General features: G+C 72.0%; 6 protein-coding genes. 5 read left to right on the top strand and 1 reads right to left on the bottom strand.

Going from position 1 to position 13,133, the window contains the following annotated elements; translation table 11 throughout:
* Positions 1-160: 160 nt before the first annotated feature.
* From ASG53_RS13435 to ASG53_RS13425, 3 genes are all read left to right on the top strand, one after another.
* Positions 161-1,171 (top strand): hypothetical protein, encoded by a 1,011-nt coding sequence (locus ASG53_RS13435; protein ID WP_156382808.1) that lies wholly within the window; start codon positions 161-163, stop codon positions 1,169-1,171.
* Positions 1,172-2,208: 1,037 nt separating this feature from the next.
* Positions 2,209-4,530, top strand: coding sequence for a hypothetical protein (locus ASG53_RS13430; RefSeq protein WP_156382807.1), 2,322 nt, complete (start codon positions 2,209-2,211; stop codon positions 4,528-4,530).
* Positions 4,531-4,605: 75 nt separating this feature from the next.
* Positions 4,606-5,592, top strand: coding sequence for an asparaginase (locus ASG53_RS13425; protein WP_056134366.1), 987 nt, complete (start codon positions 4,606-4,608; stop codon positions 5,590-5,592).
* Positions 5,593-5,711: 119 nt separating this feature from the next.
* Here the strand turns inward: ASG53_RS13425 and ASG53_RS13420 are convergent, their stop codons facing one another.
* Positions 5,712-6,629 (bottom strand): helix-turn-helix domain-containing protein, encoded by a 918-nt coding sequence (locus ASG53_RS13420; protein ID WP_056134363.1) that lies wholly within the window; start codon positions 6,627-6,629, stop codon positions 5,712-5,714.
* A 55-nt stretch (positions 6,630-6,684) separates the two neighbouring features.
* Between ASG53_RS13420 and ASG53_RS20150 the strand changes: the two genes are divergently transcribed.
* Both ASG53_RS20150 and ASG53_RS13410 read left to right on the top strand, forming a co-directional pair.
* Positions 6,685-10,440: a DUF5107 domain-containing protein gene (locus ASG53_RS20150; RefSeq protein ID WP_056134361.1), complete on the top strand. Its 3,756-nt coding sequence runs from the start codon at positions 6,685-6,687 to the stop codon at positions 10,438-10,440.
* Positions 10,437-12,929, top strand: coding sequence for a beta-galactosidase (locus tag ASG53_RS13410; RefSeq protein WP_327286737.1), 2,493 nt, complete (start codon positions 10,437-10,439; stop codon positions 12,927-12,929). The genes ASG53_RS20150 and ASG53_RS13410 overlap by 4 nt, the downstream gene beginning before the upstream one ends.
* Positions 12,930-13,133: the final 204 nt, after the last annotated feature.

Genomic DNA, 13,133 nt, shown 5'->3' with positions numbered 1-13,133 from the left:
CTCTGCCCTGCCTGCCATGCGCGCCCTGCCTGACAGGGGCGGCGCTCTCGACCTGCCTGCCTCACGCAGCCTGCCCGTCGAACCTGATGACGCCGCTGTGCCTGGGGCGCCTGGAGAGACGGACGGGCCCGTTCCGGTGCCAGAGGGCGAACCTTCTCTCGTGAGCCGACGGCGACGGGTGGTCGTCGCGGCTGCCAGCGCGGCCGTCGTGATGGTCCTCGTCGGCATCTTCGTCTACAAGGCGTGGGATGCGGGCGTCGAGTCCGACCTGGCCGAGGCCACCGAGGCTCTGCACACGGTCGTCCTCGAGCTCCACGCGGCTGTCGACACCAGCGAGACCGTCCTCGCCAGCTCTGACGGACGGGTTGCTGACGACCAGGTCCGTGTCGACCTCGCGGCCGTGGCCTCCGGGGTCGACGAGCTCTCGTGGTCTCTGCCGCGCAGTTCCCGGCAGGCACGCACCGTCGCTGCGACGGGCCTCGCAGAACAGGCCCGGACGCACGTCAGTGCTGTCGAGTCGGCGACAGGGCTCGTGCTCGTCGCCGTCGACGCCTTCGAGCTCGAGCAGGCCGCCCGTCTCGAGGGCGAGGCGACCGGGCGGCTCGCCCTCTCGATCACCGACGGGCGTGCCACGCTCGACGCGAAAGCTGGCCAGGTGCTCGACGACGCGGTCCGCGTCACGCTCTCCGACGCCCTCGCCTCTGCTGAGGCCCTCAAGCCCGCCCTGGTCGACGAGACGCTCCCCGCCGTCGAGCAGACGCAGATCCGTGCTGCTGCCACAGCCGCCCTGACGCTGCACGCCGATGCTCTCGACGCCGCGCGACAAGGCGTCGTCGACGCCCAGGTCGCGTGGCAGGCGGAGCAGGACCGGGTGGCTGCTGAGCAGGCGGCCCAAGCAGCTCAGGCCGCCGAGGAGGCCAGCCGAGCTCAGGAGCAGGCGACCACGCGACCCCAGGCACCCGCACCGTCGTCGAGCACGAACGGCTCGACGACGGTGCGGCCCAGGGCCAGCGGGGGCGCCGAGGCGTCGACGACTGGTGGGGGACCCTCGGTCCCTACGCCGCTTTCTGGACCTGCTCCCGAGAGGGGATACACAACCGAGACGCAGACGGGCACCTGGTGCGATTCGGGTGACACCTCAGGCGCGGAGGGGACGGGTGGCTGGTGCTGACGACGACACCGCATCGACGCGCGGAGGCCCCATGACGTAGGCGAAACGGCCACTCGCTCAAAAGTGAGAGGCCCCGGGTTGCACCCCGGGACCTCTCTGCTTCCAACGCACTTCATTCGACTGGAGACAACGTGAAAGCACGATTGAATGTACACGCTGGCACCCGTGTGCGCGTAAGTGGAAAGGCGGCTCTGAACAGAGGAAACACTTCTGGCCAGCCGTCTCGAAGCGCTGCCAATAGACAGCGGAGAACTGCATTGTCGCTGGTCGCTGCGGCGACCATCGGAGCCTTGACCCTCTCGGGTGTCGCGACCGCTGTGGCGGCCGTCCCGGCCGAGGTCGGACCGGGCGTGGGCATCACCGGAGTGATGGACCGCGGGACTACGTGGCTGGGTGCTGTCGGCGGCACCGCCGACGGCGAGGCCACGGGATGGCTCTCGTGGTGCATCAGCGCTGGGCTCCTCTCCCCGCAGGGTGCCCCAGCAGTGTCGGTCAGCTACGTCGACGATCCCCAGCTGGCCTGGGTCGTCCAGGCGTACGAGCACGTGGGGACCGATGTGTCCCGGGCCGCCATCGCCTACCTGACCCACACCCGCCACGAGACCGGGTCGAACGGTGTTCCTGCCGAGACTCGTACAGCGCGCATCATCGCCAACACGCCTCAGTCGGTGAAGGACGTAGCCGGTCAGTATCTTGCCGAAGCCGCCTCGAAGGCTGGCCCATACTCCACCGCCCCAGGTGCCGTGGATGGGGCGGGCACCCGCACGGGAAAGATCTGGATCGATCCGCTCACAACTTCCTCAGGAGGGGTGGTGGCTGGGCTGCCGATGACGGTATCGATATCGGGGCCAGCCGTCTTCGACACCAACGGAAACGCCGTCGCGGATGCCGGTGAGGCGCAAGTCTGGAACGGCCAGACACCAACGGAACGTCTCACCTTGAGGTGGGTCGCGACTGGTAATGGTGATGTCACGTGGAGTCGCGCGATCGCAAGCCTGCCGCGGACAACGCTGACTCGTTTCGACGCAACGGGTGACGTGCAGGACACCCTGACCTACGGAGCTCGCTCCCCAAGCGACCCGGAAGAGCTGATCGTCCCCGGCCCTCCCTTCCAGGTCGTCGCGGACTTCCAACCGGAGATCCGCACCCAGGTCGCCACGACGTTCGTCGACAAGGGTGCCGCCCTGGTCGACCAGGTGACCGTCGCCCCAGCAGCCGGGGACACCTGGGCCCAGATCAACGGTGCCCACGTGCCTGTGACCGCTCAGGGCACCCTCTACGGCCCGTACGCCGCACCGCCTGCACGGTCAGCGACCGTGCCGGCCGGTGCACCCGTCGCTGGGACCGCCGAGCTCACCTTCGCCGGCCCCTCGACCCTGGACGCCGCTGCCTCGGCCGTGGCGAGAGGCTCGGGGTACTACACCTGGGTCTGGACCATCGACAAGGAGGCCCAGGGACCGAACGGCGTCTACGTGCGTGCCGACGCGACCCACGACTTCGGTCTGGTCGCCGAGACGCACGTCGTGCCGTTCCAGCCCGAGGTGACCACAGTCGTCGACGAGCGGTTCGTCGAGAAGGGCAAGGCCTTCGTCGACGAGGTGACCTTCGCCCCTGCCGCCGGTGACCTGTGGCTGGCCCGCCAGGACGGCACGCCGGTCGAGACCGTCTGGGACGGGACTCTCTACGGACCATTCCTGGTCCCCACCGAGCAGGTCGACACAACACCAGGTGCGTCGCCCGTGCAGGCCACGACGACCCTGATCGCCTCCGAGGCCGGTGTGCAGTCGACCGACGCTGCCGCAACTGCCTCAGCTCCGGGCTTCTACACCTGGGTCTGGGAGATGGACAAGGCCACCCAGCCTGTCGCCTCCCAGCCCTACATCGCCGGGTCGGCGCGCACCTCGTTCATGATCGAGGACGAGACCACCTCCGTCCGCCACACCGCCGCGATCTCCACGATGGTCCGTGACTTCAACGTCGTCCAGGGTGGGCAGATCCACGACCTGGTCACCGTCTCCGGTCTGCCCGAGGACCACAGCGACTTCGAGGGCCTGGGCGGATGGGTAGGCGACGTCGACGAGATCACCCACACCGCCTACGGGCCCCTCGCAGCCCAACCCACCGACGACCTCGACCTGAGCACCGCGCCCGTCCTGGGTGTGGCGACGTCCCCGGCAAAGAACGGCTCCCACGTCGTCGGCACGGGAGGGGAGTTCCAGGTCGCGGCCGACAACACCGCCGCCGGCTGGTACGTGGTGGTCTCCAGCTTCCCTGGAGACGACCGTCTTGACGCCTTCACCACCTCACCGGGCGACCGCATGGAGATGGCCTTCGTCCCGACCGACCGGACCACCGACGTCGAGACGTGGTTGGTCACCGACGCAGACGCCCAGGTCCCCGCCGGACAACCCTTCAAGGACACCGCTCACCTCACCGGTACGACGGTCGAGGGCGGCTACCTCGAGTTCGAGGCCTACGGCCCCTTCGTCGAGGGGCAGGAACCCGCCGAGTCACCCGAGACGCTGCTGTGGACCTCCGAGCAGATCCCGGCCTCCAGGGCCGGGACGTACAGGTCCGGCGTCGTCACTGCAGAGCTGCCCGACGGCGCTCCGTGGGGAGACGTCTTCTGGGTAGCCGCCTACTACGGGCCTGACAGCGAGCGGATCGTCCGGGGTGAGCTCGGTGACCCGTCGGAGATCACCCGAGTGGTCGAGCAACCCGAACCCCTCGTCACGACACTGGCGGTCCCGGAGAGCGTCCTCGGATCCCCGAGCCACGACGTCGCCTACGTCTCAGGGCCTGTCGTCGACGCGTCGACCCTGACCTTCGCCGCGTACAGGCAGCACGCCGGTGACGACGTCGCCCTCGACGAGCTCGTCGTCGACACCTCGAACACCCCCACGACCATCTACCACGGTGGCACCTACGAGTCGCCCGAGGTCACCTTCGACGCACCAGGCACCTACTACTGGGTCGAGACCCTCACCGGGCCAGACGGCATGGTCCTGCACGTCGGCGAACCCAGGCTCCCGGGGGAGACGACCTCAGTCGTCGACGTGCCTGTGCCGCCCGTCGCCCCACCCCACGAGGCGGCCGAGACCGCTCCAGGAGCACTGGCTTCCACAGGGGCCCAGGCATCCACCGCCGCAGGCGCGGCTCTCCTGATGCTCGTGGCGGGCCTGCTGCTCGCGAGCATCGCCCAGCACCGAGCGGCTGCTCGTCGACTCGTCGGAGCAGCCGGGGCCGGAGACGCGCCGGGGGATGCGGGAACGCTACCCCGTGGATCTCTGGGCGGCTCAGCATCTCGCTCCGCCGCCATTCCCGACGCTCCAGACCCGTCACCCGGGAGGCAGCCATGACGGTCGCGTGACACGCAGGTCCAGGGGTCGGGCTCCGCTCGGCCCCTGGGCCCGCACGGCTGGGAGACTAGGGCGGTGAACCAGCGACGCATCAGCCTCATCACCCTCGGCGGCACCATCAGCTCGGAGGCGACCCGCGCGACCTCCGGCGTCGTGCCTGTGAGCGGCGCCGACCTCTTCCGGCAGGAGGTCGAGCACTGGGTGCCGGGTATCGAGCTCCTCCCGCACGAGCTGCGCCTCGTCCCGTCGCCGTCCCTGCACCTCGACGACCTCCTGGCCCTGCACAGGTACGTCGTCGCGCTCCCGGACGACGTCGACGGCGTGGTGGTCTCCCAAGGGACCGACACCATCGAAGAGACAGCCTTCGCCCTCGACCTCCTCGGCACGGCCGCAGACCGGCCCGTCGTCGTCACCGGCGCGATGCGCAGCCGCGCCGCCGCAGGCGAAGACGGCCCAGCCAACCTCGTCTCGTCGGCTCTCGTCGCAGCCAGCGAGCAGGCCCGCGACGCCGGGGTGCTCGTGCAGTTCGCCGACCTCGTGCACTCGGCCCGGTGGGTCAGCAAGCGCAGCACCTTCCACGTCGACGCCTTCTCCTCCGATCCCCTCGGCCCGATCGGCTACGTCGCCGAGGGCCAGGCGCACCTCGAGCACCTGCCCCGTCGGCGCCCCGCGCTCGCGGCCACGGAGAGCGCGACCGCACGGGTCGCACTCGTCTCGACGGGCTCAGGCGACGACCTCGCGATGCTGCCCAGCCTCGCGGACGCCGGCTATGACGGGGTGGTGCTCTCCGGGGTGGGTGCGGGCCACGTCGCCGCGTCAGCCGTCGAGAACGTCTCCGCCGCGGCGTCGCGCATCCCGGTGCTCCTGGCCAGCCGCACCGGAGCCGGCCCCGTCGCCGAGCGCACCTACGGCTACCCGGGCGGAGAGATCGACCTCGTGGAGCGAGGCGTGCTCACGGCGGGCCGGCTCTCACCCGTGAAGGCTCGCGTGCTCCTCGCGCTCCTGCTCTCCGCAGGGCTCACGGGCGACACCCTGCGCGCCGCCGTGGCGTCCCACACCTGACCACACCGACGCCTACGGCCAGCCGCAGACCTGGCCCGGCCCGGGAGGCCCGACCAGGCCCAGCAGGCCCGGCCAGCCTGGTCACGTCAACCCAGCCCCCGCCCCCGGCCCAAGCTCTCTCAGGTCTGGCGCGCCCTGTACGCGCTCGGCGCCACCCCGTGGGTCCGGGCGAACTGCCGCGAGAAGTACAGGGGGTCGTCGTAGCCGCTCGCAGCACCGACCGACGCGACCGGGAGGTCGGTGCTGTCGAGCAGCTCGCGGGCCCGGGCCATCCGCAGCTGCGACTGGTAGGTCATCGGCGACACCCCGACGTGCTCACGGAACAGCGCCCCGAGGCGTGAGGTGCTCAGCCCGACCATCGCCGCGAGCGAGGCGACCGAGGTCCGCCGCGGGCTCGTCGTCCGCAGATGAGCGAGCGCCCGCTCGACGGGGCTGGGAGCCGGGCCGGGGGCCCGCCGCCCTGTCGCGACGACGTGGGTGAGCGCGTGGAAGGCTGCGCCGCTGGCCAGCAGGTCTCCGGCCCGGGTCCCGGTGTCGAGGCTGTCGATGACCTGGGAGACGAGGCTCGCGACAGGCGCGGCGTCGCGCAGGTGGATCACCGGCCCGCCGGCCGTCGTGAGCCCTGCCCTCACGAGCTCGGCGGCGTCGGTCCCGAGCACGTGGAACCACCACAGTGTCCAGGGGGCGTCGGCGTCGGCTCCGTACTCGTGCGGTGCGCCCGCGAGCAGCAGCACGGCGTCGCCACGCCTGACAGGCTCGGCCCCGGCCCCGGCCCCGGCCCCGGCCCCGGCGCCGGTCCGGCACCAGCCGGCTCCGTCGGTGCACACGAGGAGGATGTGCTGCTCCGCCCCGCCGGGCCGCGAGCGCCCGTGCCGGGACGCGTGCGGGAACACCCCGGCCTCGGTGACGAGGAGCCGGCATGTGACCGGCAGGCTCAGCGACGCCCGCACCGCAGACCGTGGGGTCACCAGCATCCGTTGCCCGGCAAAGCCGTCACGCCGGGGCGCCAGCAGGTCCTCGGCAGTCGATCCGTCCATATGGTGCAGTGAAACGTCTATCGTCGGGCCGGTCAACCAGCCGTACGGTCGGTGGATGCTCACCGAAGAGTCGCGGATCGTCCTCCCACCAGCTCCCGCCGCCCTCGCAGGTCTCCAGGTCCGCGCCTGGCGTGAGCCCGTGGTGATCGACACCTACGAGCCCGACGACCCGAGCCCGTATCCCGCGTACCTCGACCGGCGGGTCTACCAGGGCTCGTCCGGGGCCGTGTACCCGATGCCTTTCGTCGAGGGGGTCTCGCTCGAGAAGGTCCCGCGCTCGTGGGACGCGATCCACCTCGAGAACGACTACGTGCGTCTCATGCTGCTGCCCGAGCTCGGCGGACGGATCCACGTCGGCCACGACAAGACGCGCGGCTACGACTTCTTCTACCGCAACGACGTCATCAAGCCCGCGCTCGTGGGGCTCCTCGGCCCCTGGGTGTCCGGCGGTGTCGAGCTCAACTGGCCCCAGCACCACAGGCCCGCGACCTACCTGCCGACCGAGTCGACCATCGAGCACGAGGACGACGGCTCTGTCGTCGTCTGGTGCTCGGACCACGACCCCTTCGCGCGGATGCAGGGCATGCACGGCGTGCGGCTGGCGCCCGGCAGCGCGCTGGTCGAGCTGCGGGCGCAGCTCGTCAACCGCACGGACGACGTGCAGACCTTCCTCTGGTGGGCGAACGTCGCTGCGGCCGTGAACGAGGACTACCAGGCGTTCTTCCCGACCGACGTGCACGTCGTCGCGGACCACGCCAAGCGCGCGGTCACCTCGTTCCCCGTGGCCGAGGGCCGCTACTACGGCGTCGACTACCCGTCCCGGCGCACCCCGGAGCGCCCTGACGGCGACCGCCTCGACTGGTACCGGAACATCCCGGTGCCGACGTCGTACATGTGCCTGGGGTCCCAGGACGACTTCTTCGGCGGCTACGACCACGGCATCGGCGCGGGGTTCGTGCACTGGGCAGACCACAGGGTGTCCCCGGGCAAGAAGATGTGGACGTGGGGGGACGCCGCGTTCGGGCACGCCTGGAACGCTCACCTCACGGACTCGAACGGGCCGTACGTCGAGCTCATGGCCGGGGTGTTCACGGACAACCAGCCCGACTTCGCGTTCCTGCGCCCCGGCGAGACCAAGGTCTTCTCCCAGTACTGGTACCCCATCCAGGACACCGGCCCTGTGCACCAGGCGACGCTGGACGCCGCGGTCAGGCTCGACGTCGAGACCACCGGTCCCGCGGCCCGTGTGCGCATCGCAGCTGCGGTGACAGCGGTCCGGTCCGGTGCACGTGTTCTTCTGCGCCTGGGGACGGAGGTCGTCCACGACGTCCTGGTCGACCTCGCCCCCGGCGCGCCCTACGTCGCGACGATCGTGCTCGACCGCACCGGCACCGACCCCGGCGACCCCGGCGACCCCGGCGACCCCGGCGACCCCGGCGACCCCGGCGACCCCGGCGACCCCGGCGACCCCGGCGACCCCGGCGACCTCGACCCCAGCAACATCGAGCTCACGGTCGCGCACGAGGGTGCGCCTCTCGTGTCGTGGCGCCCACGCCCGACCCCCACGAGCCTCGAGCAGCCGACCCCCGCAGACCTGCACCCGTCGAACCCGCCCGGTGGTGCTCACCCCGCCGCCGAGCCGCCTCGACCCGCGCCCTCCGCCCCCGCGCCCTCCCCACCTGCGCCACCTGGACCACCCCGACCTGAGCCGGCGACCGAGCCTGCGCCCCCGGAGCAGATCGGCTCGGTCGACGAGCTCTACGTCACGGGTCTGCACCTCGACCAGTACAGGCACGCGACCCGTTCCCCAGAGCCGTACTGGCTCGAGGCGCTCCGCCGCGACCCTGGCGACGCACGCACCCACGTGGCGCTCGCGGCCCGCCGCATGCGCGACGGGCGCCTCGACGACGCCGAGCAGCACCTGCGCGCTGCCGTCGGTCGGCTCACGCTCCGCAACCCCAACCCCCGCGACGGCGAGGCCCACTACAGGCTGGGTCTCGTGCTCGCTCGCCTGGGCCGCCCTGACGAGGCGCGCGCTGCGCTCGGGACCGCGTCGTGGGACAGGGCCTGGCTCGACCCGGCCGTCGTGGCGACAGCCCGGCTCGACCTCGCCGACGGTCGTCCGGCGCGCCTGGCCACGGCGGTCGAGGACCTGCAGGCTCTGGTCGCCCGTTCCCCGGCGCACGTGCAAGGCCGGAACCTGCTCGCCGTCGCCCTCCGACGCCGCAGCGGCACGGCCGGTCCATCCGCCTGCTCGACTGGCCCCTCCGCCGGTACGGCCGGTCCGTCTGCCGGTTCGACCGCGCCGTCCGCCGGCTCGACTGGCCCCTCCGCCCGGGGGACCAGTCCCTCCGGCGGGCCCCGGTCCGCCCACGGCGACGACCTCGCGGCCCTCGCCCTCGTCCGCGAGACCCTGGCTCTCGACCCCCTCGACGCCTGGGCCCGGGATCTCGCCGAAAGGTGGGGAGAGCCCGCGCAGGTGACAGCTGACCCGACGGTCCTCGTCGACGTCGCCCTCGAGCACGCCTCGGCAGGCGAGGTGGACGCAGCGCTCGTGCTACTCGCCCGTGCCGCCTCTCTCCCGACGGTCGGCGGTCAGCGCAACGTCGCCCCTGTCGCGTGGCTGCACGCGGCCGACCTCGAGCTGGCGCGCGGTGACCAGGACGCCGTCGACCGAGCCCTCTCCGCAGCCCGTTCCGCACCGCGTGTCTGGTGCTTCCCGTCGGCCACCGAGGACGACGCACTGGCCCGGCTGCGCCATGCCCGCCCTGGCGACCCGCTCGTGCTGGGGCTCGCCGGTCACCGCCTCTACGCGGCAGGTCGACGCGACGAGGCCGTCGAGGCGTGGCAGGCCTCGGTCGACGCCGACGAGACCGATCCCGTGGTGCTCCGCTCCCTGGGCCTCGCCGCCTACGACCTGCTCGGCGACGGAGACCGTGCGGCACGCTGCTACGCCCAGGCCCGTGCGCTGCGACCCGACGACGCACGTCTGCTCTACGAGGCGGACCAGCTCGCAGCGCGTCGAGGGGCCGCGGCCGCCGACCGTGTCGAGACGCTGACCTCACGGGCCGACCTCGTCGCCACCCGCGACGACCTCACCGTCCAGCTGGCCGGTCTCCTGACGACCCTCGACCGAGCCGACGAGGCGCTCGACCTGCTCGCCGGACGCTCGTTCCAGCCGTGGGAAGGGGGCGAGGGGACCGTCCTGGCGGCGTGGGACGACGCGCACCGCACGCTGGCGCTCGCGGCCCTCGACGCAGGCGACCCGGACCGAGCCGTGGCGCACGCGCGGGCCGCGCTCGCGCCCGTCGCCTCGCTCGGCGAGGCCCGGCACCCGCTCGACAGCACGGCAGACCTGCACCTCCTGCTCGGAGACGCGTTGGTCGCGTCCGGTCGTGACCACGAGGCACGAGAGGCGTGGCAGATCGCCGCCGACCAGCAGGGCGGCGTCGAGGGGATGACCCCCGAGATGTGCTCGGAGCAGACCGCAGCGTCCGCGACGGCTCTGCACATGCTCGGTCGCCGCGACGAGGCGGCGCGGCTGCGCGACGTGCTCGCCAGGCATGTCTCCGAGCAGGCGTCGGTCGTCGCCGTGGTCGACTACTTCGCGACGTCCTTGCCGAGCCTGCTGCTCTTCGCCGAGGACGTGCAGGCCACGCACGACTCCAGGGTCCGGACGCTCCAGACCCTGCTCGCCGGGCTGGACGAGCAGCTGGACCAGCACGACCAGCTGGACCAGCACGACCAGCTCGACCCGCACGACCAGCTCGACCCGACGTCGAACCAGAGCTCACGGAGGAGAGACCTATGACCCCAGAGCACGGGCCGAAGGCCCCACAGTCACCGCCGTCACCGCCGTCACTGGTCATGACGCACTCACAGACCACGACGCCCTCACGGACCGTTGCACGGTCGGCTCCGCCACGGCACGGCAGATCGGTCCGCGTCCCGCCCATCGACCCCGCGACTCGCCTGGCCTTCCTCGGCGACGGCCACGACCGGTCCGACCGCATCGAGGTGACGACCCGGTTTCTCGTGCGCGGAGGTCGCCCATGGTTGCCGGTCACCGGGGAGGTGCACTACTCACGCATCCCGAGGGACCGGTGGTCGGAGGTCCTCGGGCATGCCCGCGCAGGGGGCCTCGACACCGTCGCGACCTACGTCTTCTGGCAGGCTCACGAGCCGGCTCCCGGCGACTTCCGCTGGGACGGGGACCTCGACCTGCGAGCCTTCGTCGAGCTGGCAGCGCACCACGGCCTCGACGTGGTGGTGCGCATCGGCCCGTGGGCGCACGGGGAGGCCCGCCACGGCGGTTTCCCGGACTGGCTGGTGGACCGCGGGCTGCCGACGAGGACGGACGACCCGGAGTACCTGGACCTGGTGCGAGCCTTCTACAGCCAGACGATCAGGCAGCTCGACGGGCTGACGCACGCCGACGGCGGCCCCGTGGTCGGGGCGCAGATCGAGAACGAGCTCTACGACCAGCCCGCGCACCTGGCGACCCTGCGACGCACCGCCGAAGACCTCGGGCTGCACCTCCCGCTCTGGACGGCGACAGGGTGGGGTGGTGCCCAGCTACCCGGCACCCTGCTGCCCGTCTACAGCGCCTACGCGGACGGGTTCTGGGAGGAGTCGAGCACAGGCTGGCCGGAGTTCGCGGCCATCCACTTCCGCTACAGCGAGGTCCGCGACGACCTCACGGTCGGCGCAGACCTGCGCGAGGCCTTCGACCAGATCACCGTCGGCGGGGAGGTACCCGCGTCCGACCGCGGGATGCTGCCCTTCGTCACCTGCGAGCTCGGGGGAGGCATGCACGTGGCCTACCACCGCCGCCCGCTCGTCGGTGCGCAGGACGTCGCGGCGCTCGCCCTCGTCAAGATCGGCAGCGGCTCCGTGTGGCAGGGGTACTACATGTACGCAGGCGGCACGCAACGGGTCGGCCCGCACGGGACAGAGCAGGAGTCGCAGGCGACCGGCTACCCCAACGACGTCCCCACGCGCTCCTACGACTTCTACGCACCCGTCGGCGAGCACGGGCAGGTCAGGCCGCACCACCACCTGCTGCGCCGACAGCACCTCTGGCTGGCTGACGAGGGGGCACACCTCGCCGCGATGGCGACGACAGTCGCCGGGGGGAGCGAGGACCCGGCCGAGCTGCGCTGGTCGGTCCGCTCCGACGGTCGCAGCGGCTATCTCTTCCTCACCACCTACCAGCCGCCGGCGCACCCGGTCGACGCGCAGCCCGGTGTCCAGGTGACGGTGGACCTCGACGGCACGGAGGTCACGGTGCCCGCTCGCCCGGTCGACCTGCCGGCCGGTCTCTCGCTCGTGTGGCCCCTGCGCTACGCCTTGACGCCCGACCTCGAGCTGCGCAGCGCGACGGCGCAGGTGCTCGCCCGGCTCGACGACGTGGTCATCCTCGCGGCGACCGACGGCGTCGACGTCGAGCTGGTCCTCGACGGCGCGGTCGAGGTCGGTGGTGCCGCGGTGGGTCAGCGCACCGGGGGAGGGGTGGGAGCCGACAGCACGGTCGTGACGCTGACCGAGCCCCCGGGGCCCAGGTGCGTCGTCGACCTGCCCGGCGTGTGCGTCCTGGTCCTCGACGACACGTCGGCCAGCAGGCTCTACAGGCTCGACGTCGCTGGGAGGGACAGGCTCGTCCTCGCTGACGCACCCGTGTACGCAGAGGACGGTGCCCTGGTGGTCCACACGACCGGGCCCGAGACCACGGTCTCGCTGTTCCCGGCGTCTGGTGCGCTCGCGGTTGCCGGGGGAGAGGGGGAGCTGTCCCACCTGCCCGCTGCTGACGAGCGTCTAGCAGGCGGTCTCTGGGAGACGTGGATGCTCTCCGTCCCCGGCGCCGGACCGCACAGGCTCCTGACCGACCTCCGCCCTGAGGCTGTCGCCCCGCGCCCAGAGCGCGGCGGACCGATGGGGCGGCTCAGCGCTCCGACCGACTGGTCAGGAGCGGCCAGGGTCCGGGTCGACGTCGCCGCTGAGCTGGTCGAGGGGACCGACCGCGCGCTGCTGCGCGTCGACTGGACCGGCGACGTCGGGCGCGCCTGGGTCGGTGACCACCTTGTCAGCGACCACTTCTGGCACGGACGGGTGTGGGACGTCGACCTCACACCGTGGCAGGAGGAGATCGCCGTGCACGGGGTGGTGCTCGAGCTGCTGCCGTGGGTCGGGGAGACAGGGGTCCGGGTCGACCCGTCGGTGGCGCCCGGGGGAGACGGGCTCGAGATCCGTTCGGTCGACGTCGTGCGGGTCCCGCGGACGGTCCTCCAGGCGAGATCCTGAGACGCGTTCGGTCCCGGTACGGGCAGAGGACCGGGTGCCCTGACCAGCCTGTCGCCGCTGATCCGGGCCGGTTTGGAGATGCGGCGATCTCTGACGTAGTGTTCTCGACGTCAGCCCGACTGGGAGACACAGACACCACTGCGAAGCTCTTCGGAGCCGGCGCGAAGTGGCTGGTCCCGGGGTTCGGCATCCTCTGCATGAAGG

This window comes from Sanguibacter sp. Leaf3, assembly GCF_001425965.1.
GTDB classification, from domain to species: domain Bacteria; phylum Actinomycetota; class Actinomycetes; order Actinomycetales; family Cellulomonadaceae; genus Sanguibacter; species Sanguibacter inulinus.
Note: the sequence above shows the minus strand (reverse complement) of the source record. Positions and strands in the feature narration are given on the sequence as shown.